General features: G+C 59.8%; 24 protein-coding genes. 7 read left to right on the top strand and 17 right to left on the bottom strand.

The features are described from left to right. Window positions 1-92: 92 nt before the first annotated feature. A complete protein-coding gene (locus tag E4O97_RS10475) occupies window positions 93-1,001 on the top strand; it encodes a LysR family transcriptional regulator (RefSeq protein ID WP_148852408.1) in 909 nt (302 codons plus the stop codon). Here E4O97_RS10475 and E4O97_RS10470 read toward each other — a convergent pair. The 9 genes from E4O97_RS10470 to E4O97_RS10430 form a co-directional block, all read right to left on the bottom strand. Beyond that, complete coding sequence (locus E4O97_RS10470) at window positions 998-1,483, bottom strand: DoxX family protein (RefSeq protein ID WP_103733465.1); 486 nt, start codon at window positions 1,481-1,483, stop codon at window positions 998-1,000. The genes E4O97_RS10475 and E4O97_RS10470 overlap by 4 nt on opposite strands. After that, on the bottom strand, window positions 1,480-2,256 hold the full coding sequence (locus E4O97_RS10465) for a DNA-binding domain-containing protein (RefSeq protein ID WP_248161317.1): 777 nt from the start codon (window positions 2,254-2,256) through the stop codon (window positions 1,480-1,482). The genes E4O97_RS10470 and E4O97_RS10465 overlap by 4 nt, the downstream gene beginning before the upstream one ends. Beyond that, a complete protein-coding gene (locus tag E4O97_RS10460; RefSeq protein ID WP_148852407.1) occupies window positions 2,253-3,131 on the bottom strand; it encodes a DUF692 domain-containing protein in 879 nt (292 codons plus the stop codon). The genes E4O97_RS10465 and E4O97_RS10460 overlap by 4 nt, the downstream gene beginning before the upstream one ends. Before the next feature lie 23 nt (window positions 3,132-3,154). Continuing rightward, window positions 3,155-3,451, bottom strand: coding sequence for a DUF2282 domain-containing protein (locus E4O97_RS10455; RefSeq protein ID WP_032877335.1), 297 nt, complete (start codon window positions 3,449-3,451; stop codon window positions 3,155-3,157). Window positions 3,452-3,690: 239 nt separating this feature from the next. Then, the gene (locus E4O97_RS10450; protein WP_005785830.1) at window positions 3,691-4,392 is read right to left on the bottom strand and encodes an ABC transporter ATP-binding protein; all 702 of its coding nucleotides are present in this window, start codon (window positions 4,390-4,392) and stop codon (window positions 3,691-3,693) included. A 1-nt stretch (window position 4,393) separates the two neighbouring features. Next, window positions 4,394-5,161 (bottom strand): high-affinity branched-chain amino acid ABC transporter ATP-binding protein LivG, encoded by a 768-nt coding sequence (gene livG, locus E4O97_RS10445; RefSeq protein WP_005785832.1) that lies wholly within the window; start codon window positions 5,159-5,161, stop codon window positions 4,394-4,396. Further along, window positions 5,158-6,411 (bottom strand): high-affinity branched-chain amino acid ABC transporter permease LivM, encoded by a 1,254-nt coding sequence (locus E4O97_RS10440; protein ID WP_032877334.1) that lies wholly within the window; start codon window positions 6,409-6,411, stop codon window positions 5,158-5,160. The genes livG and E4O97_RS10440 overlap by 4 nt, the downstream gene beginning before the upstream one ends. Beyond that, window positions 6,408-7,331 carry a high-affinity branched-chain amino acid ABC transporter permease LivH gene (gene livH / locus E4O97_RS10435; RefSeq protein WP_003193535.1) on the bottom strand — a complete coding sequence of 308 codons (924 nt, stop codon included), beginning with the start codon at window positions 7,329-7,331 and terminating at the stop codon, window positions 6,408-6,410. Before livH ends, E4O97_RS10440 begins: the two co-directional genes overlap by 4 nt. Before the next feature lie 227 nt (window positions 7,332-7,558). Then, window positions 7,559-8,686 (bottom strand): branched-chain amino acid ABC transporter substrate-binding protein, encoded by a 1,128-nt coding sequence (locus tag E4O97_RS10430; RefSeq protein WP_032877333.1) that lies wholly within the window; start codon window positions 8,684-8,686, stop codon window positions 7,559-7,561. A gap of 341 nt (window positions 8,687-9,027) precedes the next feature. Here E4O97_RS10430 and E4O97_RS10425 point away from each other — a divergent pair, with 341 nt between their 5' ends. Beyond that, window positions 9,028-9,330 carry a DUF2288 domain-containing protein gene (locus tag E4O97_RS10425; protein WP_248161314.1) on the top strand — a complete coding sequence of 101 codons (303 nt, stop codon included), beginning with the start codon at window positions 9,028-9,030 and terminating at the stop codon, window positions 9,328-9,330. Between the two features lie 228 nt (window positions 9,331-9,558). On the opposite strand, the gene E4O97_RS10420 is transcribed toward E4O97_RS10425, so the two are convergent. Continuing rightward, entirely contained in the window at window positions 9,559-11,823 is a 2,265-nt protein-coding gene (locus E4O97_RS10420) for a bifunctional diguanylate cyclase/phosphodiesterase (RefSeq protein WP_248161327.1), read from the bottom strand. Between the two features lie 138 nt (window positions 11,824-11,961). Continuing rightward, on the bottom strand, window positions 11,962-12,330 hold the full coding sequence (locus tag E4O97_RS10415; protein WP_032803342.1) for a YkgJ family cysteine cluster protein: 369 nt from the start codon (window positions 12,328-12,330) through the stop codon (window positions 11,962-11,964). A gap of 252 nt (window positions 12,331-12,582) precedes the next feature. Here E4O97_RS10415 and E4O97_RS10410 point away from each other — a divergent pair, with 252 nt between their 5' ends. Further along, complete coding sequence (locus E4O97_RS10410; RefSeq protein WP_032877331.1) at window positions 12,583-13,929, top strand: MFS transporter; 1,347 nt, start codon at window positions 12,583-12,585, stop codon at window positions 13,927-13,929. 434 nt (window positions 13,930-14,363) lie between these two features. Here the strand turns inward: E4O97_RS10410 and rapA are convergent, their stop codons facing one another. Next, window positions 14,364-17,210: an RNA polymerase-associated protein RapA gene (rapA, locus tag E4O97_RS10405; protein ID WP_248161311.1), complete on the bottom strand. Its 2,847-nt coding sequence runs from the start codon at window positions 17,208-17,210 to the stop codon at window positions 14,364-14,366. Window positions 17,211-17,429: 219 nt separating this feature from the next. Between rapA and E4O97_RS10400 the strand changes: the two genes are divergently transcribed. Continuing rightward, window positions 17,430-17,771 carry a hypothetical protein gene (locus E4O97_RS10400; RefSeq protein WP_005785853.1) on the top strand — a complete coding sequence of 114 codons (342 nt, stop codon included), beginning with the start codon at window positions 17,430-17,432 and terminating at the stop codon, window positions 17,769-17,771. Here the strand turns inward: E4O97_RS10400 and E4O97_RS10395 are convergent. From E4O97_RS10395 to E4O97_RS10385, 3 genes are all read right to left on the bottom strand, one after another. After that, window positions 17,768-18,949 carry an aminotransferase class V-fold PLP-dependent enzyme gene (locus tag E4O97_RS10395; RefSeq protein WP_248161308.1) on the bottom strand — a complete coding sequence of 394 codons (1,182 nt, stop codon included), beginning with the start codon at window positions 18,947-18,949 and terminating at the stop codon, window positions 17,768-17,770. The genes E4O97_RS10400 and E4O97_RS10395 overlap by 4 nt on opposite strands. Continuing rightward, window positions 18,946-19,416, bottom strand: a complete 471-nt coding sequence (locus tag E4O97_RS10390; protein WP_248161305.1) for a RidA family protein — start codon at window positions 19,414-19,416, stop codon at window positions 18,946-18,948. Before E4O97_RS10390 ends, E4O97_RS10395 begins: the two co-directional genes overlap by 4 nt. Before the next feature lie 91 nt (window positions 19,417-19,507). Further along, window positions 19,508-20,380: a LysR substrate-binding domain-containing protein gene (locus E4O97_RS10385; protein WP_248161302.1), complete on the bottom strand. Its 873-nt coding sequence runs from the start codon at window positions 20,378-20,380 to the stop codon at window positions 19,508-19,510. Window positions 20,381-20,513: 133 nt separating this feature from the next. On the opposite strand from E4O97_RS10385, the gene E4O97_RS10380 reads away from it, so the two are divergent. Both E4O97_RS10380 and ccoM read left to right on the top strand, forming a co-directional pair. Next, a complete protein-coding gene (locus E4O97_RS10380; RefSeq protein ID WP_005785860.1) occupies window positions 20,514-20,675 on the top strand; it encodes a hypothetical protein in 162 nt (53 codons plus the stop codon). Between the two features lie 143 nt (window positions 20,676-20,818). Next, a complete protein-coding gene (gene ccoM / locus E4O97_RS27525; RefSeq protein WP_017530457.1) occupies window positions 20,819-20,935 on the top strand; it encodes a cytochrome c oxidase subunit CcoM in 117 nt (38 codons plus the stop codon). A 143-nt stretch (window positions 20,936-21,078) separates the two neighbouring features. Here ccoM and E4O97_RS10375 read toward each other — a convergent pair whose 3' ends face one another. Together E4O97_RS10375 and E4O97_RS10370 are read right to left on the bottom strand one after the other, a co-directional pair. Then, window positions 21,079-22,554 carry an inorganic phosphate transporter gene (locus tag E4O97_RS10375; protein ID WP_003189291.1) on the bottom strand — a complete coding sequence of 492 codons (1,476 nt, stop codon included), beginning with the start codon at window positions 22,552-22,554 and terminating at the stop codon, window positions 21,079-21,081. A 333-nt stretch (window positions 22,555-22,887) separates the two neighbouring features. Then, window positions 22,888-23,088 (bottom strand): hypothetical protein, encoded by a 201-nt coding sequence (locus E4O97_RS10370; RefSeq protein WP_003189295.1) that lies wholly within the window; start codon window positions 23,086-23,088, stop codon window positions 22,888-22,890. 565 nt (window positions 23,089-23,653) lie between these two features. Between E4O97_RS10370 and pcaR the strand changes: the two genes are divergently transcribed. After that, complete coding sequence (gene pcaR / locus E4O97_RS10365) at window positions 23,654-24,496, top strand: pca regulon transcriptional regulator PcaR (protein ID WP_032877325.1); 843 nt, start codon at window positions 23,654-23,656, stop codon at window positions 24,494-24,496. Window positions 24,497-24,529: the final 33 nt, after the last annotated feature.

Below are 24,529 nucleotides of genomic sequence, written 5' to 3'. Positions count from 1 at the left end.
CAGGGGGTTAACTGAAGGTCCAGTCTAGTGTGGCTTTTCAGGCGAATAAACGCGCTAATAGGCAACCTTTGGTTTTCAAATGGAAACAATCCATGAGCGAAATGGATGATCTGGCAGCCTTTGCTGTGCTGATCGAAGCGGGCAGTTTCACCGTGGCGGCCGAACAGCTGGGCTGCAGCAAAGGGCAGTTGTCCAAGCGCATCAGCCAGTTGGAAGCGCAGTTTGCCGTGGTGCTGTTGCACCGCACCACCCGCAAGCTCAGCCTCACCGCGGCCGGCGCGGCGTTGCTGCCCCAGGCACAAGCGCTGGTGGTACAGGTAGAACGCGCGCGGCAGGCGTTGGCGCGGCTCAAGGATGATTTGGCCGGCCCTGTGCGTATGACCGTTCCGGTGTCGCTGGGCGAAACCTTCTTCGATGGCTTGTTGCTGGAGTTTTCCCGGCAATATCCGCAGGTGCAGATCGAGCTGGAGCTTAACAACAGCTACCGAGACTTGGCGCGCGATGGCTTTGACTTGGGCGTGCGCGCGGCTGCCATCGAAAATGAACGCCTGGTCGCCAAGCCTTTACTGGCCTGGCACGAGGTGACCTGCGCCAGCCCGGCGTATCTGGAGCAGCATGGCGAACCGCTGACCCCGGCGGACCTGTCGACGCACAGCTGCTTGCTCAACAGTCACTACAGCGGTCGTGAGGAGTGGTTGTATCACCAGCAGCATGAATTACTGCGAGTGCGGGTGAGCGGCACGTTTGCCTCCAACCATTACAACCTGCTGAAAAAAGCCGCCCTGGTGGGCGCCGGTATCGCCCGCCTGCCGTCCTACGTGTTGCCGACGGAGTTGGCCGATGGGCGATTGCGCTGGATCCTGCGCGACTATCAGACACGCCGAATGCCGATGTACCTGGTTCATCCCTACCAGGGTGGCCTGCCGAGACGCACCCAGGTGCTGGTCGATTACCTGGTGGATTGGTTCCGGCGCAGCGGCGAGGCGCTGGATCGGCTTTAACGCAAGCGACGGGCCATCAGGTGGTCGATGGACAAGCGGCCTGGCCCCTTGGCGAGCAACAGCAACAACAGCGCGAGCCAGGTGCCGTGCGTGGGGTAGGCGTCAGGGTAGACGAACAACTGAATGGTCAAGGTCATGCCGATCAGGGCCAGGGCCGAGAAGCGTGTGGCAAACCCCAGCAGGATCAATACCGGGAAAAAGTGCTCGGCAAAGGTTGCCAGGTACGCGGCCACCTCCGGCGGCACCAGGGGCAACTGATATTCGCTGCGAAACAACCAGAGTGTCGAGGCGGCGAGCTTGGGTTCACCGACTTGGAATGTGCCGCTGATCACGTCAATGGCAAAGCCTTCGACCTTGGTCTGCCCGGATTTCCAGAACACTGCGGCAATGGAGAAGCGCGCAATAAACGCGATCAGGCTGTAGGGGATTTTTTCAAACAGTGCGACGGTTCGCTTTATCAGGCACGGAGCGGGAGTGTTCATGGCGATACCTTGGGTGGCAGATGCAAATGAGTAATGGCGTCGTGGCTGATCAGCAGCGTGAGACATTGGTGCAAGTCGAATTCGGCTGAGGCTTCAAGGGCGTCAGCGATGGCCAACTCCAGCCCGGCGCCTTGGTTGAGGCGGTTGATAAACGTCACCGAGCCGCTGTCGATGGCGAACACCTTGACCTCCAACCCGTGGCGCAGGACCAGCGCGCCTTGGGCGTACCATGGGTTCAAGGTGGCGATAACCCCGTCGGTCTGGTGCGCAGCCCAAACCGACACGATCGCGTAGGGAGATTCCAATGTTTCGAGGGATGGATGCAGTCGCACCCGCAATTGCCCCAGCTGCGCGCAGCCTTGCAGTTGCTGGAGCACGCTGTGCTGATCCAGTGCCTGGCGATCCGCCGCGTGATAAGCCCGAACCCGCAGGCGCTCCAGCCGAGCGATATCTGCCAGGTATGGCACGCTTGAGGACGGTTCGAAGCGCTGGATAAACGCTGCCAACGTGCTGCCGTATTCGCTGATCAAAGGGCTGGTGGGCGGGTGAGCCTGGACATACAGGCTGGCCATGGCGTGGAAAAACTCATCGCCAACCAGTTGCCGCGTCACCGGATAGGCGGCGACGAGCGCATTTATCAACGCGCTGTGGACATTATTGCGATACACCGCGAAGCGACTCGCCGGGTCGGCCCCGTTGCTGCTGAACACCTCCTCGGGGCAGGTTGCGTCCGGCGTCAGCAGCGCGTGGGCGAATGCCTGTTGAAGGCTCATCGGGCCACCTGCGACAAATAGCTTTCAGCCTGCCGGGCTTCGGCCTGCAATACGCTGAAGGGCGGCACCTGGTTATCCCGCTCGATCAACGTAGCTACCGGACCGGTCCGCGCCAGCACGTGCTCGTACAGTTGCCACACGGCGTTATCGATAGGCGCGCCGTGGTCATCGATCAGCAGGCGGTCGCCCAGGCTGTCTGTGTCTTCGGCAAAGCCGGCCAGATGAATCTCCCCCACTGCGTGCAAGGGCAGGGCGTCGATGTAGGCCGATGGATCGCGCTGGTGATTGATGCAGGATACGTAGACGTTGTTGACGTCGAGCAGCAGGCCGCAACCGGTACGGCGGATGACCTCGCTGATGAAGTCGGTTTCATCCAGGGTAGAGCGCTGGAACTGCAGGTAGGTCGAGGGATTCTCCAGCAGCATCGGCCGCTTGAGTGTGCTCTGCACCTGGTCAACATGTGCGCACACTCGGCTCAGGGTGGTGGCGTCGTAAGCCAGCGGCAGCAAGTCGTTGAGAAACACCGGGCCGTGGCTGGACCAGGCCAGGTGTTCGGAAAAAGACTGGGGTTGATAGCGCTCGATCAACGTCGCCAAGCGTGCCAGGTGTTCGCGATCCAGGGCACCTTCGCCGCCGATGGACAGGCCCACGCCGTGCAACGACAGCGGGTACTGCTCACGGATCAATCCCAGGTAGTGATGAAACGGGCCACCGGCCACCATGTAGTTTTCGGCGTGAACTTCAAAAAAACCGATATCGGGGCCGGTCTCAAGCACTTGGGTGAAGTGCTCGGTCTTCAACCCCAGCCCGGCCCGCAAGGGCAGGCCGGGCACCTGAGTCGGTGAGACCGTGTAAGGGGATGTAGGCGTCATCATCAGTACTCAGGCTGCACGAGGTTTCAGGATTTGGCAGTGAATTCGGTTTCCTGGCCGAAGCCGGTCGGCGAGGTGGTGCTTGGGGTCTTGGTGCAGGTACCTGCGGGGACCAGCTTCCAGGCATTGGCCTGGTCCTTGGTTTTGGAGGTGCCGGCGCAAGAGGTGCCGGCGCCTGCGGCGCAATCGTTCTTGCCGGCTTCAGCCACGCCGAAGCATTTCTGCATGTCATCGGCTGCGTGGGCAGTGGTGCTCAGGGCAGACAGGCTCAGGGCCGAACCCAGGGCGAGGACGAGGGTGGCGGCGGACAGTTTGGTGGTCATGGTGTGTCTCCAGCAGTGGTCGAATGCGCAGGCTTGATTGCCTGCTTGCACCACTAGAGAGAGGGGGATTGAGTTCGTTACAAAACCAGTCGAATTTTTTTCAAGTTACGCAAAACAAAATGTGGGAGGGGGCTTGCTCCCGATGACAGTGTGTCAGGCACAGGACATGTGACTGATATACCGTTATCGGGGGCAAGCCCCCTCCCACATTTAGATCCAGTTTACTCAGTAACCGGGTCTTAACCTCCCAGATATGCCTCTCGCACCTTCGGATCGGTCAGCAGTTGCTCGCCAGTGCCCTGCATCACCACCCGACCGTTTTCCAGCACGTAGGCCCGGTCAGCGATTTTCAATGCCTGGTTGGCGTTTTGCTCCACCAAAAACACCGTCACCCCATCTTTGCGCAGCTGTTCGATGATATCGAAGATCTGCTGGATGATGATCGGTGCCAGGCCCAGGGAGGGCTCGTCCAGCAGCAACAGCTTGGGCTTGCTCATCAGCGCCCGGCCGATGGCGAGCATTTGCTGCTCGCCGCCCGACATGGTGCCGCCGCGCTGGCTGAAGCGTTCCTTGAGGCGGGGGAACAGGTGCAGCACCTTATCCATCTGTTCCTGGTAGTCGCCCTTGTCGGTAAAGAACCCGCCCATGGCCAGGTTCTCTTCCACGGTCAGGCGCGAGAACACGCGGCGGCCTTCCGGTACCACGGCAATGCTCTTGCGCATGATTTCGGCGCAGTGCCTGCCCACCAGCTCTTCACCCATGTAGCGGATGCTGCCGCTGTAGGCTTGCGGCGAACCGCACAAGGTCATCAGCAAGGTGGATTTGCCGGCACCGTTGGCGCCGATCAGGGTGACGATCTCACCCTGGCGCACTTCGACATTGACGTCGTGCAGGGCCTGGATCTTGCCGTAGAACGTGGAAACGTTTTCGAACTGCAACATTTTACGCTTCCCCCAGATAGGCTTTGATCACTTCAGGATTGTCGCGGATCTGCTCCGGCGTGCCGTCGGCCAGCGGCGTGCCCTGGTTGATCACCACAATATGGTCGGAAATGCTCATGACCAGTTTCATGTCGTGTTCGATCAACAGCACCGTGGCGTTGTTTTCCTCACGCAGCACGCTGATCAGCGCCTTGAGGTCTTCGGTTTCCTTGGGGTTCAGGCCCGCGGCAGGTTCGTCGAGCATAAGGATCCGCGGGCGGGTCATCATGCAGCGGGCGATTTCCAGGCGACGCTGTTGGCCGTAGGCGAGGGTGCCTGCCGGGCGGTTGGCAAACTCGGTCAGGTTGACCTTGTCCAGCCAGTACGCCGCGTATTCCATGGCCTCGCGCTCGCTCTTGCGGAACGCCGGGGTCTTGAACAGGCCCGCGAAGAAGTTGGTGTTCAAGTGACGATGCTGGGCGATCAACAGATTCTCGACTGCGGTCATGTCCTTGAACAACCGCACGTTCTGGAAGGTACGCACCACGCCCTTGCGAGCGATCTCGTGACCCGCCAGGCCCTGGATCGGTTGGCCGTCCAGCAGGATGCTGCCGCCGCTCGGCTTGTAGAAGCCGGTGAGGCAGTTGAACACCGTGGTCTTGCCGGCACCGTTGGGGCCGATCAGCGCCACGACCTGTTTCTCTTTCACGGTCAGGGCCACGCCATTGACCGCCAGCAAGCCGCCGAAGCGCATGCTCAAGTTTTCAACTTTCAGGATCTCGCGGCTCATTTGCGCAGCTCCATGTGTGGACGTTGCATGGGCAGCAGGCCTTGAGGGCGCCAGATCATCATCAGCACCATCATGGCGCCGAACATCAACATGCGGTATTCGCTGAACTCACGCATCATTTCCGGCAGCAGGATCATCACGATCGCCGCCAGGATCACGCCCAGTTGCGAGCCCATGCCACCCAATACCACGATGGCGAGAATGATCGCCGACTCGATAAAGGTGAACGACTCCGGGGTCACCAGGCCCTGGCGCGCAGCGAAGAAGCTGCCGGCGAAACCGGCGAACGCGGCGCCCAGGGTGAACGCGGAAAGCTTGATGATGGTCGGGTTCAGGCCCAGGGCACGGCAGGCGATTTCATCTTCGCGCAACGCTTCCCACGCACGGCCGATGGGCATGCGCAGCAAACGGTTGATCACGAACAGTGCCGCCAACGCCAATAGCAGCGCCACCAGGTACAGGAACACCACTTTGCTGACCGGGTTGTAGGCGATCCCGAAGTACTCGTGGAAGGTCTGCATACCTTCAGCGGCGGTGCGGTCGAACGACAGCCCGAAGAACGTTGGCTTGGGAATGCTGCTGATACCGTTGGGCCCACCGGTGATATCGGTGAGGTTACGCAGGAACAGGCGGATGATCTCACCGAAGCCCAGGGTCACGATGGCCAGGTAGTCACCGCGCAGGCGCAGCACCGGGAAGCCCAGCAGGAAGCCGAACGTAGCGGCCGCCATGCCGGCCAGCGGCAGGCAGATCCAGAAGCTCCAACCCAGGTAGTGCGAGAGCAGCGCGTAGGTGTAGGCACCCACGGCGTAAAAGCCCACGTAACCAAGGTCGAGCAGGCCGGCCAGGCCCACCACGATGTTCAGGCCCAGGCCCAGCAACACGTAGATCAGGATCAGCGTCGCAATGTCGACCGCACCGCGTGAGCCGAAGAACGGCCAGATCAGCGCGGCGATAATCAGGCCGATAATGATGTAGCGCTGGGTGCGCGGCAGGGTCAGGAATTGGCTGACCTTGGGCGACACCAACGGAGCACGGTTGCCCTTGAACAAGGCACCGACCTGCTGGGTGAACAGCACGCGCAGAAACATCAGCACCGAACACAAGGCGATGACGGTCAGGGTCACGGGCCCGGTGCCATGCACTTCCAGGTTGATGCCGACAATGCTCAGCTTGAGGCCGAGTACCGGGAAGGCCACGGCCCATACCAGCAAGGCGCTGAAAAACGCCGATTTAAGATATCTGCTCATACTTTCTCAACCTCCGGACGGCCCAGGATGCCGGTCGGACGGAACAACAGCACCAGAACCAACAGGCCGAACGCTACGACGTCCTTGTACTGGTCGCCGAAGATATCGGCGCCAAAGGCTTCGGCCACACCCAGCACCAGCCCGCCGAGCATGGCGCCCGGAATGCTGCCGATGCCGCCCAATACCGCTGCGGTAAAGGCCTTGAGGCCCACCAGGAAACCGGCGTTGGGGTTGATCACGCCGTATTGCATGCTCAGCAACACGGCCGCCACGGCCGCCAGCGCAGCACCAATGACGAAGGTCAGGGCGATGATGTTGTTGGTGTTGATGCCCAGCAGGTTGGCCATCTTGATGTCTTCGGCGCAGGCCCGGCAGGCGCGCCCCAGACGGGAGCGGGAAATGAACAGTGTCAGGCCCAGCATGGCCACCAGGGTTACCACGAAAACCAGAATCTGCATGTACGAAATCAGCACTTCTTGTGCACCACCTGGGCCGAAGGAGATGCTCCCCGGGATCAGGTTGGGAATGGACTTGTCCTTGGAGTCCTGGGACAGCAATACGGTGTTCTGCAGGAAAATCGACATGCCGATGGCGGAAATCAGTGGGATCAAACGGTTGCTGCCACGCAAGGGACGGTAGGCAACCCGCTCGATACTGTAGCCATAGGCACTGGTCACGATGATCGATGCCAGGAACGCAGCGGTCATCAACAGCGGCAGGGAGTGGATCCCCATCATGGCCAGCCCGGCAAGGGCGATGAAGGCCACATAGGAACCAATCATGTATACCTCGCCATGGGCGAAGTTGATCATTCCAATGATGCCGTAAACCATTGTGTAGCCAATGGCTATCAAGGCATAGGTGCTGCCAATGGTCAGGCCATTAACCAGCTGTTGGAAAAAATGATAGATCTCAGGCATTACAGCGCTCCTAAAAACCCGATACGCATTTCACTGGTGGAGTCATTTCCGGCTCGGTGCCCTGTTCTGTGACCAGGTTGCACGAAGCGTTTGCCAGCGAACCGCTGGTGACGGTTTTAAGATTTTCAGGTGAGCCAGCGCCCGGATCGCGGGTGACATGGCCCATAAACCTCGTAAAACAAAGCCCACTGCTTGCACAGTGGGCTTGTTGACCAGTAACGCCTGGCTTACTGAGGGGAAACTTCGGTTTTTGGTTTACCGAAGTGCCATTCGTAGACCACGAACTTGAAGTCCTTCAGGTCGCCCTTGGCGTCGAAGCTCAGGTCGCCGGTAGGGGTCTTGAAGGTACCTGCGTGGATGGCTTCAGCCACTTTGGCGGTGTCTTCGCTCTTCGCGGCAGCGATACCGCCGGCGATGACTTCAACCGCGGAGTACGCCGGGAACACGAACGGACCGGTTGGGTCCTGCTTGTTCTTGGTGAACTCTTCAACGATGGCTTTGTTGGCAGGGTCGGTGTCGAAGGATTTCGGCAGGGTCACCAGCAGGCCTTCGGAAGCGCCCTGGGCGATTTGCGAGATGGAGTCGTTGCCGACACCTTCTGGGCCCATGAACTTGGCGTTCAGGCCTTTTTCCTTGGCCTGGCGCAGGATCAGGCCCAGCTCAGGGTGGTAGCCGCCGTAGTAGACGAAGTCGACGTTGGCTTGCTTGAGTTTCTGGATGATCGAGGAGAAGTCCTTGTCGCCGGCGTTCAAGCCTTCGAAGACGGCAACCTTGGTGCCTTTTTCTTCGAGGGTCTTTTTCACGGCGGTAGCGATGCCTTCACCGTACTGCTGTTTGTCGTGCAGTACTGCAACGATTTTCGGTTTCACGTGGTCGGCGATGTAGTTGCCGGCTGCCGGGCCTTGTGCGCTGTCCAGACCAATGGTGCGGAAAATCAGCTTGTAGCCACGGGAAGTGATTTCAGGGCTGGTGGCAGCCGGGGTAATCATGATGACGCCTTCGTCTTCATAAATATCCGACGCTGGCTGAGTGGAGCTGGAGCAGAGGTGGCCGACTACGAACTTGACACCGTCATTGACCACTTTGTTGGCTACGGCGACCGCTTGTTTTGGATCGCAAGCGTCGTCGTATTCCTTGGCTTCAAGCATTTTGCCATCCACGCCGCCCTTGGCGTTGATGTCCTTGATGGCTTGCTTGGCACCCATGAATTGCATGTCGCCGTATTGCGTTACCGGACCGGTCTTGGGACCGGCGATGCCGATCTTGATGGTGTCGGCTGCGAACGAATGGCCGGCAACCCCAGCCAGGACCATAGCGGCAAACAGTTTGGAAATCTGCTTAGTAGCCTTATTCATAGTGCTCCACTCTTACTGTTGTATTTTTTATAGTTCTAGCGGCCTTGTGAGCTGCAGAACCGGATCAGATATCGCGGATATCCCCCCGGTATTGCCCTGGCAACTGTACCGGTACAGTGTAGAGCGCCGGTTGATCAATTGAAAAGCTGGCAACGGGGGGCAAAACCTGAGCGTGTCGCTTAAATGAAAGAAAAAGACAGAATTGCGGCGGGCTTACACCCGTTTTCAAGGTGTTCCCTGGCTTTCCCGGCCCTTTCAATCGCTACCTCATTTGCTACTGGGTTTTTCTGCCTGAGTCAGAAGGCTATGATTGCGCCGATTTTTTACTCAGGTGAACTCCCATGACGCAAGAACCTAGCACCCTCTATGCCAAGCTGCTCGGTGAAACCGCTGAAATTTCCTGGAAGGAGCTAGAGCCGTTCTTTGCCAAGGGTGCCCTATTGTGGGTCGATGCCGGACTGGATTTGATCGAAGCAGCCGAGGGAATGGCTGAAGACAACCGTGATAAAGTCGCCGCCTGGCTGGCTTCAGGGAGCCTTGGCGAAGTGTCTGCAACGCGGGCATTGGACTTGGTGGAGCGTGATCCAAGCCTGTGGGCGGTGGTGGTCTCGCCTTGGATTCTGATCCAGGAAAGGGCGACGTAAGAATGGAGTGCGCGAAAAAGGTGCGCCTTTTCTGTCCCCATAAGTGTGTAGCGGAGTAACCGCGTTGCCAGTGATGGCACCTTGCCGTAGAGAAAGGTCACAGCCTAGGGTGACGTAAACGTCACGGGAACAGTTCAGGCCGCCGGGAAACCGCTGAAGAATTGTTTCCATGTGTGCCATGGCACTGGCGATTGCAGTCGTCGCACCACCAGCATTCTGATTTGGGCTTCAGCGAATTGGCCTGACAATAGACGGCGGGCCGATTCGCACTGGCGCAGGGTCTTTGGTGGGCGTGCTGTCTTTATTGCCTTCCACGCTGAAGGGGTAGAGCGGATTGCGTATCGCAATGCCTTGCATCACACCGATGATGTCGTTGAACGGCACCGCCGGGCTGAGCAGGTAACCCTGGATGAAGTCACAGTCGTGCTTGAGCAATAGCTCAAACTGCGCCTGGGTTTCCACGCCTTCGGTCACCACCTGCAAGTGCAGGGTGTGGGCCATGCCGATAATCGCCTGGACGATTTCGCTGTCTGCGGTGGATTTGGGGATGTCCTGGATAAACGAACGATCAATCTTCAAGGTGTTAAGCGGCAGGCGCTTGAGATAGGCCAGGGATGAGTAGCCGGTGCCGAAATCATCGATCGCCAGGGAGACCCCCAGGGCGCGGATTTGCCGCAGCAGCGCCAGGGTGCTGCTGATATTGCCCATCAGCGCATTTTCGGTGACTTCCAGCTCCAGGCGGTTGGCCGCCACGCCGGCAAAGCGCAGGGCGTCTTCGATTTCATCGGCCAGCTCGTCCCGCGCCAGGTTCAGGGCCGAGCAGTTCACGGCCATGGTCAGCTCGGTGTAGCCCCGGTCAGACAACAGGCTCAGGTCGTGACAGGCCTGGCGCAATACCCAGTGGTCCAACTCGGCGATCAGCCCATTGTTCTCGGCGATCCCGATAAACCGGTCCGGGGCCAGCAACCCATGCTGGGGATGTTCCCAGCGCACCAGTGCCTCAAGACGCGTGACCTTGCCCAGTTTCATGTCGAAGATCGGTTGATAGAACAACACCAGTTCGGTGCGTGCGCGCAATGCGGCACGAAGCTCCTCTTCCAGTTGCAGTTCCAGGGAGGCGCGGGTTTTCAGGTTGGAACTGAAGAAGTTCAGGCTGTTGCGCCCGGTGTCTTTGGATTGGTACAGCGCTAGGTCGGCGGTCTTCAGCAGTTCTTCGCAGGTTTGGCCATCGTCGGGGAACAGGCTGATACCAATGCTGGTAGTCATCACCATGCGGCGGCCGGCCAGTTCGATGGGTTCTTTCATTTTCTGCATGATGCGCTGGGCCATGTGCCGCGCTTCGTCACGGTGATGGATATTGATCAGGATGCAGAACTCATCGCCGCCAAACCGTGCGACCACATCCTCACGGCTACGTATCGAGCCCTTGATATGCCCGGCCAGCACCGTGAGCAACTGGTCGCCAGCGTCATGGCCGAGGCTGTCATTGATGCGCTTGAAGTGGTCAATGTCGAGGAAAATCACCGCCATCATGCCTTGGCTTCGGGTTTTTTCTGCAACTTTCTCCGCGAAGATCTGATTGAAACCACGGCGGTTGAGCAAGTTGGTCAGCGCGTCAAAATGGGCCACTTGTTGCAGTGAGGCGCGGGCCTGGTCGAGTTCGCTGAGCAGCGCATTGACCCGGCGCAGGTCACGTTCCTTGTGCTGCAGTTTTTTGTCTGCCAGAGCTGCGCTGACACCGCTGCCGATCACCAAGAGGGTAATCACCGCCACCGACAGGCCCAGTTGAATCGGATTGTTGTCCACCGGCAACGACAAGTCCGCGCCGCTGGGTACCAACATTTGCATGGCCGCCATGCCGGTGAAGTGCATGCTCAGGATCCCCGCGCCAAGAACCAGGCTGGCGGCGTACTTGAGCAGTTGGTGAAACACCCCGGCACCGTTGCGCAGGTAACTGGACAGCAGCAACGCCGCCAGGCTGGCAACGATGGCAATCGCCACCGAGGCCATGAACAACTGCGATTCAAAGTACACCTGCGCCTGGGAGCGCATCGCCGCCATGCCCACGTAATGCATCAGCGCGATGCCCAGCCCTATCCATACCGCAGCCAGCATGTATTGGTGCAAACGCAGATGGGCATGACTGAGGGTTTTCATGGCGAACAGCGAGGCGATCAGGGCGATCAACAGCGAGGCAAACGTCGTGAGCAATTCGTAATGAATGGCGATTGGGGCCTGGAAGGCCAGCATACTGATGAAATGGGTCGACCAGATCCCGCCCGCCAGGCAGCCCGCTCCCAGCCAGCGCCAGTGGCGGCGGGCGGTGGGGTCTTCTACATGGCCGACGCGTTCGGCCATGTCCAGGGTGCCGAACCCCGCTGCGCAGGCAACCAGGTACGCCAGTAGCACCAGAAAGGGGTTATGACTGCAATTGAGCAATAAATGCCCGCTGTCTGGAAGGTCGGTGAAAAAATACTGGCCCAGCCATTCCATAGCGTATCCCGTCATAGAGCCACGTCACTGCCAGAGGCGATGACCTACCATGTCGAGTATAGAAGCCTCATGGGATTTGCCATGGGTAATGGCATTTTGATCTCAATTAATTTGTCATGCTGTGCATAGCGTTTGGTGCTAAGCGCTGATGGGTAGGTCCAGTTCAAACGGCGGAGCTTGCAAAGGGGCCAGACCGAAGGCAGCACGGGCAGCATCGCAATCAACGTTCTGCACACCCTGGCTCCAGGAAGCATCGAACTCGCGACACGGGCTCGAACGTTGTGCATAGATCGAGCAACTGGTGCTTTTGCCCACTTCGCCCTCAAGGCTGCAACAGCGCGCAGGTTTTTGATCGGTGCCGATCATTGCCACCCGGGTCGGGTTGATCTGCACCACCAGATCATCGGGCACCGTGCCCCCGGATGAGGCGCACTCACCCCAAAAGAAAGACACGCGAAAGTGTGAACAGCAGGCACCGCAATTCAGACACGGACTGGCTTCGGACATGGGCGTCATCAATAAGAAAGTAGGTTGGGGGTGTTACAGGAAGGCTCGCCATTCTATCCGTGCCATGGCCGTTGGGAAGGGGGGCGCGCACTTATATTTTTGTGGGACAAATCCCCGTGTTACCGGGTGAAATCATGCCCTATCAGCTTTACGAATCATTACAGACAACCCCGCCTCAGCTGACTATGTTGCAGGTACCGGGCAGGATGCATCGGGCATCGTAGCGCTCATAACAATAAAAGAGACGGACCCATGCAGAACTCGACCCAAGCGGCGAATGCCTGGCGCATTCTGTTCCTGCTGTTCCTGGCCAATCTGTTCAACTTCTTCGATCGCACCATCCCCGCGATCATCATCGAGCCGATCCGCATGGAATGGCACCTGAGCGACTTTCAGCTCGGTATCATCGGCACCGCCTTTACCATCGTCTACGCCCTTGCCGGGCTGCCGCTCGGGCGACTGGCCGACACCGGCTCGCGCAGCAAATTGATGGGCTGGGGCCTGTTTGCCTGGAGCGGGCTGACGGCGGTCAATGGCATGGTCGGGAGTTTCTGGACCTTCCTGCTGGTGCGCATGGGCATCGGCATCGGGGAAGCCAGCTATGCGCCGGCCGCCAATTCATTGATCGGCGACCTGTTCCCCGCCCACCGCCGCGCGCGGGCCATGGGGATTTTCATGCTTGGCCTGCCGTTGGGGCTGCTGCTGGCGTTTTTCACCATTGGCGCGATGGTCAAGGCGTTTGATAGCTGGCGTGCCCCATTCTTTATCGCCGCCGTGCCCGGAATGATCCTGGCGGTGTTCATGTTCTATATCAAAGAGCCTAAACGCGGCGCGGCGGAAACCGTGCAAGTGTCCCAGGAGCGTGTCGACCGCCCGATCCGCCGCGTACTGGCGGTGCCGACCTTCCTGTGGCTGGTGCTGGCCGGACTGTGCTTTAACTTTGCCACGTATGCGTGCAACTCGTTCCTGGTGCCGATGCTGCAACGCTATTTCCTCTTGCCGTTGCAGGACGCGGCCGTCGCCACCGGTGTGATCGTCGGCTTGACCGGTCTGGTGGGCTTGACCCTGGGTGGCTGGATTGCCGACAAGATCCATCAGCGGGTCGCCAACGGCCGTCTGCTGTTTGCCGCGTGCAGCTTGATCATCTCCACGGTGACTACCGCCTGGGCCTTGCATGCCGGGCGTATCGAGATAGGCGTGTTTGTCGCGCTGTTCAGTGTGGGCTGGCTGTTTGCCTACAATTTCTATACCTGCGTGTACACCGCGATCCAGGACGTGGTCGAACCGCGCCTGCGCGCTACGGCCATGGCGCTATTCTTTGCAGGCCTGTATTTGCTCGGCGGTGGCATGGGGCCGGTGGTGGTCGGGGCGCTGTCCGATCACTTTGCCCATTCGGCAATGTATGCGGCCGGGGCAGAGCAAATGACTGAGGCGTATAAAGCCGTGGGGTTGCATGACGCCATGTACCTGATTCCGGTGGCGCTGTTCTTGACCATGCTGTTTCTGTTTCAGGCCTCGCGCAGTTTTGTGCGTGATGCCAAGCGCATGAAGGATGGGTTGAGTGCGGTTGAGGTGCCGGCGGCTGCCGCTACAGCTTGAGACCGAGTACATATCCATTCCTGCGGTAACGGCTGCTATTGGTTCCGCTTTTACAGCGGGTCACTTTTGGAAAAGAGCCCCAAAAGTAACCAAAAAGGCTCTTGCCCCACCACTCGGCACCTCGCTTGGGCTCGGTGTGCCCGTAATCCGCCATGGATTTGGGGGGGGCGCCGCCACGTGCCATCCATGGCGCGGGGCGGCTAAACCGGCATCCCTGCCGGTTTACCCCCCAAATCCCTGTCGAATTCCGGCCAGCGTGGTTTAACGGGGCGCCTAAGATCAAGATCAAATGCAGATCAAGAGCGGCTCGCTTTGCATCGTGGTTACCGTAGGGGCTGCGAACTGAAGTTGTGTAGATACCCATGCCCCGATGAGGCCCTGAAGGCAAATAAAAAAGGCCCGCATTGCGCGGGCCTTCTACTCACAGCGAATGATCAGCCCGCCACCAACACGCGAATCGCTTCCAGTCGCAGCGCCGCCTTGTCGAGCATGGCCAGGCCTTGCTCGCGTTGATTGCGCAAGGCAACCAGCTCGCTGTCACGCACGGTGGGGTTGACCGCTTGCAACGCGGTCAGGCGCGCCAGCTCTTCGTCGGTGTCTGCGGCCAGGCGGCGCTTGGCTTCGGCCACACGCTCGGCGTGACGCGGGGCGATCTTCTCTTCACCGGCGTTGATGCGCGGTGTGAGCTGATCGCGCTGGGCCTGCACGAACTTGTTGGCACTGGCTCGCGGTACGCTTTCCAGTTGGTCATTCAAGGTCACGAACGACACGCGGCCCGACAGGTCGTTGCCATTGGCATCCAGCAGGCAGCGCAGGGCGGCCGGTGGCAGGTAACGGCCCAGTTGCAGCGAGCGCGGGGCAACCACTTCGCTGACATAGAGCAGTTCCAGCAGCACAGTGCCCGGCTTGAGCGCCTTGTTCTTGATCAGCGCCACGGCGGTGTTGCCCATGGAACCGGACAGCACCAGGTCCATGCCGCCTTGCACCATCGGGTGTTCCCAGGTGATGAACTGCATGTCTTCACGCGACAGCGCCTGGTTACGGTCGTAGGTGATGGTTACACCTTCGTCGTCGCCCAGGGGGAAGCTGGCGTCGAGCATTTTTTCGCTGGGTTTCAAGATCAGCGCGTTTTCCGAATGGTCTTCGCTGTCGATACCGAAGGCGTCGAACAGGGTTTCCATATAGATCGGCAGGGCGAACTGGTCGTCTTGCTCAAGGATGTCCTCGACCAGCGCATCGCCTTCACCGGCGCCGCCGGAGTTGAGTTCCAGCAGGCGGTCACGACCGGTGTGCAGCTCTTGTTCCAGGCGCTCGCGCTCGGCACGGGCTTCGTCGATCAAGGCTTGCCACTCGCCGTCGTCGGCGGCTTCGAGCAATGGCAGCAGGCGCGGGCCGAACTGATGCTGCAAGGCGTTGCCGGTCGGGCAGGTGTTGAGGAAGGCGTTGAGCGCTTCGTGGTACCACTGGAACAGGCGCTGTTGCGGGCTGGTTTCCAGGTACGGTACGTGCAGTTCGATCACGTGTTTCTGGCCGATCCGGTCCAGACGGCCGATACGCTGTTCCAGCAGGTCGGGGTGGGACGGCAGGTCGAACAGCACCAGGTGGTGGGAGAATTGGAAGTTGCGGCCTTCACTGCCGATTTCCGAACAGATCAGCACTTGGGCGCCGAACTCTTCATCGGCAAAGTAGGCGGCGGCGCGGTCACGCTCGAGGATGTTCATGCCCTCGTGGAACACCGTGGCCGGGATGCCGGAGCGCACGCGCAAGGCGTCTTCCAGGTCCATGGCGGTTTCGGCGTGGGCGCAGATCACCAGGACCTTGGTGCGCTTGAGCATTTTCAGTTGGTCGATCAGCCACTCGACCCGTGGGTCGAAGCGCCACCAGCGGTTTTCTTCCTCGATATCCGGCTGCGCCTGGAAACTGACTTCCGGGTACAGCTCGGCGTGTTCGCCCAACGGCAGTTCGAGGTACTCATCCGGGTTCGGCAGCGGGTAGGCGTGCAGCTTGCGCTCGGGGAAGCCTTGCACGGCAGCGCGGGTGTTGCGGAACAGCACGCGACCGGTGCCGTGGCGGTCGAGCAGTTCACGCACCAGGCGCGCACTGGCTTCGCTGTCGCCATCGTTGACGGCGCTGAGCAGGGCTTCGCCTTCGTTACCGAGGAAACCCTGGATGGTCTTGTGCGCGGCCGGAGACAGGCGGCCCTTGTCGAGCAGCTCCTGCACGGCTTCGGCCACCGGGCGATAGTTTTCGCTCTCGGCGCGGAAGGCTTGCAGGTCGTGGAAACGGTTCGGGTCCAGCAGGCGCAGGCGCGCAAAGTGGCTGTCCTGGCCCAGTTGTTCCGGGGTGGCGGTGAGCAGCAGCACGCCTGGGATCACTTCAGCCAGTTGTTCGACCAGCGAGTATTCGGCGCTGGCCTTGTCTTCATGCCACACCAGGTGGTGCGCTTCGTCGACCACCAGCAAATCCCAGCCAGCGGCGAACAACGCGTCCTGGGCTTTCTCGTCGTCCACCAGCCATTCCAGCGCAACGAGTGCAAGCTGGGTGTCTTCGAACGGGTTGGTGGCATCGCTTTCGATAAAGCGTTCTTCGTCGAACAGCGCGACCTGCAGGTTGAAGCGGCGGCGCATTTCCACCAGCCACTGGTGCTGCAGGTTTTCCGGGACCAGGATCAGCACACGGCTGGCGCGGCCCGAGAGCAGTTGGCGATGGATCACAAGGCCCGCTTCGATGGTCTTGCCCAGGCCCACTTCGTCAGCCAGCAAGACCCGCGGCGCGATACGGTCAGCGACTTCACGGGCGATGTGCAGTTGGTGCGCAATAGGTTGTGCACGCACGCCACCCAGGCCCCACAACGAGGACTGCAACTGGCGGCTGGTGTGTTCCAGCGTGTGGTAGCGCAGCGAGAACCACGCCAGCGGGTCGATCTGCCCGGCGAACAGACGGTCGCTGGCCAGGCGGAACTGGATGAAGTTGGACAGTTGGGTTTCCGGCAGGGTGACCTGCTCGTTCTGCCCATTGAGGCCGTGGTAGACCAGCAGGCCGTCGACGTCGTCGACTTGCTGTACGGTCATTTTCCAGCCTTCGAAATGGGTGATGGTGTCACCCGGCGAAAACCTCACGCGAGTGAGGGGCGCATTCCGTAGCGCATACTGGCGGGTGTCGCCAGTGGCCGGATAGAGCACGGTCAACAAGCGCCCGTCCTGTGCCAGAACGGTGCCTAACCCCAGCTCTGCTTCGCTGTCACTAATCCAGCGTTGCCCCGGTTGATACTGCTGCGCCATGCTGCCTGACTCCCGCCGTGAAAAAGCCGACTATCTTAACGGAACAAGCCCTTGCGCCCAAGGACTCTGACAAAAACTACTCCGTTTGGCCGGCGGGCAGAGTGCTGAATCGACGGGTGGCGGGCACTTGCGAGTGTCGACTGAGTCACAGCTTGGCGAGCCTGTGCTCAAGTCGCCCTGCAACCCGCCGACAGCCTGTTGATCAGGAGAATAACTATCATGCTGCCACCCATGCTGCCCGTCAGTGTTGTGCCGGTCACGTCGCAACTCGATCCGGCACGCCAGAAGCCGGATATTCCGCCGGTGGTGCCCGTTCAACCGGGCTCCAGCGAGAGCACGATCGACCTGAAAAAAGGCGATGCCGAGCAATCGACCTTTCTGTTGCGCGAAGAGCAGCGTCGTCAGCAGGAGCAGCACAAGCGTCGGCGAGAAGCCGACGATGACGTCGAGCAGCATTTGCCTATCCCCGGTGACTTGCTCAATGCCGACAACACGGTGCCCGTGGCGCCGCTGATCGAAGATGCGCCGCGCCAGGGCTTGTGGGTGGACATCGAGGTTTAAGCGCTCAATTCATGCAGGGCCTTGATCAACAGTTCGATATCGTCATTGGTGTTGAGTGGGCTGACGGAGAGGCGCGCAATACTGCGCAACCCACGTGCTTGCATATCCAGCGGCGTATAGGCCACGCCGTTGGCACCGATGTTGATGCGCTTTAACCCCAAGCGCCGCTTGAGTTCAAAGCTATCCCAGCCGGCCAGGTTGAAAGCGATCAAGCCCGAATGTTTACTGCCCAGGTCATGCAGGCTAATCCCAGGTATCTGATGCAGCGCTTCGCGGATTCGGGCGCTGGTCTGCGAGATCCTTTCCCACACCCGCTCGATCCCCAGTCGATTGATCTCTTGCAATGCATTGCCCAAGCCCGCCAGCAGGGCGACGGACACTTCGCTGGTTTCGAAGCGCCGGGCGTCGTTGCGCAGGTCAAAGCCGTCGGTGGTCCAGGGCGCCGAAAACACGTCGCGTTGGGCCGGGTTCAGGTGCCCAAGAAAATCCGGCCTGACATACAGCAGTGCAGTACCGCGCGGGCCGCGCAGGTGTTTGCGGCCGGCGGATTTGAGCACGTCACACTGCAACGCTTGCACATCCACCGGTAATTGGCCGACGGCTTGGCCTGCGTCGATAAAGTAGGGGATGGCGTGACGACGAGCCACTTCGCCGATGGCCTGGGCCGGGTTGATCAGGCCGCCGTTGGCCGGCAGCCAGGCAAGGTCGATCAGCTTCACGTGGGCGTCGAGCATCGCTTCCAGTGCTACCGGGCAAACCGCGCCGGTGGCATCACAGGGGATAACTTCCACGCGCGCGCCCGCTTGCACGGCCAACTCCATGCTCGCCAGGTTGCCGCCCCATTCATGGCGCCCCACCAGGATGCGGTCGCCCGGCCGCCAAGGCCCCAGGGCCTGGAACGCCATGCTCCAGGCCGTTGAGCCACTGCTGGCGAAGGCAATCGAGGAGGGCGGTGCATTGAGCAGTTGCCCGGCGGCGCGGCGGGCGTTTTCCACCAGCACGGTGCCCTGTTCGCCGGCTTCCATCGGGCCGTTGCGGGCTTCGTGTTGCAACTGTTCGATGATGGCGTCCAGCGTCGCCTGGCTGGGCAAGGACGCCCCGGCATGGTTGAAGTGCACAAGGCCCGACTGGCAACCGGGCGTGGCCTCCCGCAGTTGTTGGACGTCCAGCGGGCTCATGGCTGCAGCTCGAAAATGGCATCCACCTCCACGGCGACGCCAGCCGGCAAGCTGCTGACGCCTACGGCGGTGCGTACGTGCCGGCCTTTGTCGCCGAGGGCGTTGACCAGCAGGTTCGAGGCGCCATTGGCGACCACGCTCTGGCGCTGGAAATCAGCGCTGCTGGCGATGAAGACGCCCAGACGCAGGGTGCGCACCACGCGCGACAGGTCATCGCCCAGCGCATCGCTCAATTGCCCCAGCAGGCCCAGCGCCGCCAGTTCTGCCGCCTGGGCGCCTTCTTCATCGCTGAGGGAATCGCCCAGCCGGCCTATATAGGTAGGTTTGCCATCGAGTATGGGAATTTGCCCGGAAATGAACAGCTGGTGTTGGCTGACGAGATGGTTGATGTAATTGGCAGCTGGTTGATTGGGTGTGGGCAGTGTCAGGCCGAGTGTGTGTACGCGTTGGCGAATGGAATCGGTCATGCTGAAAACCTCTGGGTTCAGGAGGTTTGAGCATGTTGGCTGTTGCGATGGACGACAAACGGATAGATCTCAATCGACGTATCGAAAAAACTCACCCATCCGCACACACGTGCTTCAACCACTGGCTGAAGCATTCGGCTGCTTCGCCGAGTGGGCCCTGGGGAGCGATCAGCCAATAGCCGATTTCGCTGTGATAGGGCGGCCAGTCAAAGGCTTCCACCAGGCTGCCGTCCTGGAGCCTGCGTTCGATCAGGCGATGGCGGCCCATGGCGATACCTTGGCCGGCCACGGTAGCCTCGACCACGATGTTGTAGTCATGCAGCATCACCCTGGGGTGGTGATCGAGGTTGACCTGGTAATGGGCGGCCCAATCCGTCCACTCGAAAGGACGGTGCGAGGTCGCCATCAGTAGGGGGCCTTTGGTTACCTGGCTGGCCTTGAACGCAGGGCTGCACACGGGTGACAAGGTTTCGGCCATCAGGCGCGTGGCCTGCACGTCGGGCCAATCGCCCTTGCCGTAACGGATGGCCAGGTCAACTTCGGCCGTGGCGACATTGGCCAGTTGAATCGCGGGCAGCAACTCCACCTGGATATGCGGGTAGCTCTGCATAAACTCGGCCAGACGCGGTGCCAGCCATAGCGTGGCGAAAGACGCCAATACGCCGATGCGCAACACGCTGGTGCTGGGTACACCCCGTTGGCTGCGTGTCGCAGTAGCGATGGCGTCCAGGGCCGGGCGGATTTGATCGTAGTAATGTTGCCCGTCCAACGTCAGGTCAATCGCCCGCGTACGCCGGATAAACAGCGGTTTGCCCAAATGCTGTTCGAGCTTATGCACCTGATGGCTCAGCGCACTTTGGGTCACCGACAACTCGTTCGCTGCCTTGATAAAACTCAAGTGCCGTGCCACGGCTTCGAAGGCGCGCAGGGCCAGCAGCGGTGGAAGGTCGTTGTGCAAGGCCACTTGGGTGCAGCTCCTGGATCGGTTGGAAAGTGCCGATTTTGGTCGATGACCTGCCTTTTGTCGCTCGCTGATTTGCCGTCGGGCAGGGCAGGCCGCATTATTGGGGCATTCCCGCCACGACGTAAGCCAAGCCATGAGTGATGACGACAAGCTGATCGACCTGAATGCTGAACGCGCCAAGCGCGTGCACGACCTCAATGACAAACGCTTGAATGAAGTGCGCCAAGCCTTTGAACAAGCCATGCCCTTGGGCAAACCCAAGAAGAAGTCGAAGAACAAACCGAAAAAGCGTTGAAAGGGTCTGCATCCATTGATGCAGATCAGTTATTACCCCTCTTTACGCCCCGTTGCGGGCGACATTGATCCTGGTCAATTTCCCACTGCGCCTTCTCCATTAACTTAACCCTATCGCAACAGGGCAAGTGCAGGAGGCCGGTCATGTTTATCGATAATGTGGTTTTTGCCGGAGTGCTGACTGTAAGCCTCATGGTGCTGTTTTTTGTAGGGTTTGGATTTTTTATCTGGAAAGACGCTAACAAGCGTAAAAAACCGTAGGTCTTTTCAGATTACATGGGCACGCAAGGCATTTTGGGCGACTTCGGTCGCCCTTTTTTTTGCTCGGTTTTTCTCTAAAAGTGAATATAAAAAAAGGTGCGACCCTCGCGGATCGCACCTTTTTTATTGCCAGTGGCTATCAGTCAGTTGCCCAATGCCTTGGATGCCAACCAGAACAACCCGGCCGACAGGCCCACGGTGGCTGGCAGGGTCAATACCCAAGCCATCAGGATGGTCTTGACGGTGCCGCCTTGCAGGCCGCTTTTGTTAGCAACCATGGTGCCCGCGACGCCCGAAGACAGCACGTGGGTGGTGGACACCGGCAGGGCGAAAATATTGGCGAAGCCGATCATGGTGGCAGTGGTGATCTGGGCCGACATGCCTTGGGCATAGGTCATGCCCTGCTTGCCGATCTTCTCGCCAATGGTCAGTACCACGCGCTTCCAACCCACCATGGTGCCCAGGCCCAGGGCCAGCGCAACCGCGAGGATCACCCAGAACGGGGCGTACTCGGTGGTGGCGGTCAGGTCTTTGCGCAGCTTGTCGAGGTCGGATTTCTCACGGGAATCCAGCCCAGGCAGTTTGCCGACTTTCTTCGCGGTGTCGTCCAGGCAGAGCAGGTAGCGACGCACTTCGATGCGATGATCTGCGGTCAGCGAGTGGTAGTCCGAGACGCCCTTGAGGGTGCCCAGCAGCGCATTGATCGTCGGCTCGGTCTGCTGCGGGTTGCAGCGGAATTTGCCCGGCAGATCATCCTTCACGCTTTTGCCCAGGGCCAGGAACTCGCCGAGGGTCTCGTGGTTGCGCTGGTAGAACTGGTTCAGGTGCAGGGTAGCGTCACGGGTACGCTCGATCTGGTAGGTGGTGCTGCCCAGGTCCAATACGAACTGCGCCGGCACGATACCGATCAGCACCAGCATGATCAGGCCGATGCCTTTCTGGCCATCGTTGGAGCCGTGCACGAAGCTCACGGCCATGGCCGAGATCACCAAGACCAGGCGGTTCCAGAACGGCGGGTGCTTCTTGTCGTCGAGCTTGCGGCGCTGGTCCGGGGTCTTGTGCATCTTCGACAGCGGGCGCCACCACTTCAGGCCGATCAGCACCAGGGCTGCGACCAGGAAGCCGGCCATCGGAGAGAACACCAGGGACGCACCGATATCCACGGCCTTTTGCCAGTTCACACCGTCAGCCAGGGGGATGTCGTTGATCAGGGCGTTAGCCAGGCCGACACCGAGGATCGAGCCGATCAGGGTGTGGGAGCTGGAGGCGGGAATACCGAAGTACCAGGTGCCCAGGTTCCAGGTGATCGCCGCCGCCAATAACGAGAAGACCATCGCCAGGCCATGGCCGGTGTTCACATTGATCAGCAACTCCACCGGCAGCAAATGCACGATGGCGTAGGCGACACCGACACCACCGAGCAACACGCCGAGGAAATTGAAGACCCCGGAGAAGAACACCGCCAGGTGTGGCGGCATGGCTTTGGTATAGATGACTGTGGCCACCGCGTTAGCGGTGTCATGAAAGCCATTGATGAACTCGAAGGCGAGGACAAAGGCCAGGGCGAGCAGCAGGCTCACTAGAACCCAAGCATCCAGTCCGCTGAATAAATCGATCATGAAGGTTTTCTGACCCGGTCGTAAGGGGGCGCGATTATGCCAGAAAACATCGGTAATCGATGCATTGACTGCTCATCGGTAACAATCTTCGTCGCACAAGCCCGGGCAAAACGGACGCATCCCAGGGTTTTCGGGGCTTTGGCAAGTCTTTGATTTATAAAGCGCAGGCCGCAAAAGGCCGGCATTTGTCATGAAAACGTCATGCCTGAAACATTTGTATGAAATTTCGTGCGCGGCTGTAGGTGACTGACCAACGGGCGCTGACGCGAGGGGCTCCCTGCCGGTGGTGGACCGGCAGAGACAGCAGGGCCCAGCCTACTCGCACCGAAGCGCTTATGGCTCTTCGGTTTTGAGTTCCTGTTCGATCTTTTGGATTTCCTGGGCAAATGCCTGATCCAGCAGGCTGGCGCGTTTGCGCCATGGCTTGCGTTCCGGCTCAGGTTGCGCGGCGTAGGTGGTGACTTCCCCGCCGTAGACGTCCTTGTAACGTTGCTCCTGGCGCTCAAGTTCGGCGCGCAGTTCATCTTTCGTCACAGTATTACCTAATTGTGTGAAGTTTATTGATTGCGCAGTGTCGCGCTTCAACAGTCGTCCTCGGGCGATTCCAAATAAAACAGTAGAAAACCGTTCAAGTTGAAAAGCAGGCCTGAGGGCAGTTCTTTTAAGCGGCTACTTGCGGCCGGCGCGGCTTACGTCCTCCAGCGCCTGGCGAGCTCCCATCCCGATAGTGATACCGGGCCGACCTCTGCACAGGTTGCATTATAGCGGCGCATTTGAATAACACTATCATCATAAAGTTAAAAAGCGTCAACGGTGCAGGGGAGGGTGTTATGGGTGGGCATCACTATTTGTGAACAGCGTCATCATATTGTCGCCACCTGTTCTAAATAAAAGCGTAAATCTGCGCACTTCCCAGGTCATCAGGCAAATCTGAAACTTGGCGGCGGCGGCGGCTGCCCTAGCCTGACAAATTGCGATAATCGCATGATCGTCCGATAATCGCCCAATGTTGCTGGCGCTGGCTTGTGCATCGCGATCGGCACGGCTTGTAATAGCGGCCAACCCTCCCGTGGTAAGAACAAGAGACAGGACCCTGGAAATGAACGATCAATTGCGCAACTCCTTCGCATCAGTGGCGCCGCCGATCGTGGCTTCACCGGCCAAGCGCATCCAGGCGTTCACCGGTGATCCGGACTTCATGACGTCCCTGGCCCGTGGCCTGGCCGTGGTGCAAGCGTTCCAGGAGCGCAAGCGTCACCTGACCATCGCCCAGATCAGCCACCGCACGGAAATCCCCCGCGCCGCTGTGCGCCGTTGCCTGCATACCTTGATCAAACTCGGCTACGCCACCACGGACGGGCGTACCTACTCCCTATTGCCTAAAGTGCTGACGCTCGGTCATGCCTATTTGTCGTCCACACCGTTGGCCGTCTCGGCCCAACCTTATCTGGACCGCATGAGCGAGCAGCTCCATGAAGCCTGCAACATGGCCACCCTTGAAGGCGACGATATTCTCTACATCGCACGTTCGGCCACGACTCAGCGCCTGATTTCCGTGGACCTTTCCGTCGGCGGTCGGCTGCCGGCCTATTGCACGTCCATGGGGCGCATCCTCCTGGCGGCCCTGGATGATGCCTCGCTGCAGGATTACCTCGACCACGCAGACCTGCAAACCAAGACCAGCCGCACGCTCACGACTCCCCAAGCCTTGTTCGAATGCTTGCAACAGGTACGTCAGCAAGGCTGGTGCATCGTCGATCAGGAATTGGAGCAGGGCCTGCGTTCCATCGCGGTGCCGGTGTATGACGCATCCGGCCAGGTGTTGGCCGCACTGAACGTCAGCACCCATGCCGGGCGCGTCAGCCGCAGCGAGCTGGAACAGCGTTTTCTGCCGAGTATGCTCACCGCCAGCCGTGAGTTGAGCGCGCAACTGTTTGCCTAAGCTGTTCGGTGACCGCACAGATCCCGGTCGGCT

The sequence above is a fragment of the Pseudomonas sp. W15Feb34 genome, assembly GCF_023127765.1.
GTDB classification, from domain to species: Bacteria; Pseudomonadota; Gammaproteobacteria; order Pseudomonadales; family Pseudomonadaceae; genus Aquipseudomonas; species Aquipseudomonas synxantha_A.
This window is presented reverse-complemented; position numbering and strand designations above follow the sequence as displayed.

What these genes read in the sequence shown, in the direction of transcription:
- E4O97_RS10475 (WP_148852408.1), top strand. Translation starts at nt 93, where the DNA reads ATGAGCGAAATGGATGATCTGGCAGCCTTTGCTGTGCTGATCGAAGCG.
- E4O97_RS10470 (WP_103733465.1), bottom strand. Translation starts at nt 1,483, where the DNA reads ATGAACACTCCCGCTCCGTGCCTGATAAAGCGAACCGTCGCACTGTTT.
- E4O97_RS10465 (WP_248161317.1), bottom strand. Translation starts at nt 2,256, where the DNA reads ATGAGCCTTCAACAGGCATTCGCCCACGCGCTGCTGACGCCGGACGCA.
- E4O97_RS10460 (WP_148852407.1), bottom strand. Translation starts at nt 3,131, where the DNA reads ATGATGACGCCTACATCCCCTTACACGGTCTCACCGACTCAGGTGCCC.
- E4O97_RS10455 (WP_032877335.1), bottom strand. Translation starts at nt 3,451, where the DNA reads ATGACCACCAAACTGTCCGCCGCCACCCTCGTCCTCGCCCTGGGTTCG.
- E4O97_RS10450 (WP_005785830.1), bottom strand. Translation starts at nt 4,392, where the DNA reads ATGTTGCAGTTCGAAAACGTTTCCACGTTCTACGGCAAGATCCAGGCC.
- livG (WP_005785832.1), bottom strand. Translation starts at nt 5,161, where the DNA reads ATGAGCCGCGAGATCCTGAAAGTTGAAAACTTGAGCATGCGCTTCGGC.
- E4O97_RS10440 (WP_032877334.1), bottom strand. Translation starts at nt 6,411, where the DNA reads ATGAGCAGATATCTTAAATCGGCGTTTTTCAGCGCCTTGCTGGTATGG.
- livH (WP_003193535.1), bottom strand. Translation starts at nt 7,331, where the DNA reads ATGCCTGAGATCTATCATTTTTTCCAACAGCTGGTTAATGGCCTGACC.
- E4O97_RS10430 (WP_032877333.1), bottom strand. Translation starts at nt 8,686, where the DNA reads ATGAATAAGGCTACTAAGCAGATTTCCAAACTGTTTGCCGCTATGGTC.
- E4O97_RS10425 (WP_248161314.1), top strand. Translation starts at nt 9,028, where the DNA reads ATGACGCAAGAACCTAGCACCCTCTATGCCAAGCTGCTCGGTGAAACC.
- E4O97_RS10420 (WP_248161327.1), bottom strand. Translation starts at nt 11,823, where the DNA reads ATGGAATGGCTGGGCCAGTATTTTTTCACCGACCTTCCAGACAGCGGG.
- E4O97_RS10415 (WP_032803342.1), bottom strand. Translation starts at nt 12,330, where the DNA reads ATGTCCGAAGCCAGTCCGTGTCTGAATTGCGGTGCCTGCTGTTCACAC.
- E4O97_RS10410 (WP_032877331.1), top strand. Translation starts at nt 12,583, where the DNA reads ATGCAGAACTCGACCCAAGCGGCGAATGCCTGGCGCATTCTGTTCCTG.
- rapA (WP_248161311.1), bottom strand. Translation starts at nt 17,210, where the DNA reads ATGGCGCAGCAGTATCAACCGGGGCAACGCTGGATTAGTGACAGCGAA.
- E4O97_RS10400 (WP_005785853.1), top strand. Translation starts at nt 17,430, where the DNA reads ATGCTGCCACCCATGCTGCCCGTCAGTGTTGTGCCGGTCACGTCGCAA.
- E4O97_RS10395 (WP_248161308.1), bottom strand. Translation starts at nt 18,949, where the DNA reads ATGAGCCCGCTGGACGTCCAACAACTGCGGGAGGCCACGCCCGGTTGC.
- E4O97_RS10390 (WP_248161305.1), bottom strand. Translation starts at nt 19,416, where the DNA reads ATGACCGATTCCATTCGCCAACGCGTACACACACTCGGCCTGACACTG.
- E4O97_RS10380 (WP_005785860.1), top strand. Translation starts at nt 20,514, where the DNA reads ATGAGTGATGACGACAAGCTGATCGACCTGAATGCTGAACGCGCCAAG.
- ccoM (WP_017530457.1), top strand. Translation starts at nt 20,819, where the DNA reads ATGTTTATCGATAATGTGGTTTTTGCCGGAGTGCTGACTGTAAGCCTC.
- E4O97_RS10375 (WP_003189291.1), bottom strand. Translation starts at nt 22,554, where the DNA reads ATGATCGATTTATTCAGCGGACTGGATGCTTGGGTTCTAGTGAGCCTG.
- pcaR (WP_032877325.1), top strand. Translation starts at nt 23,654, where the DNA reads ATGAACGATCAATTGCGCAACTCCTTCGCATCAGTGGCGCCGCCGATC.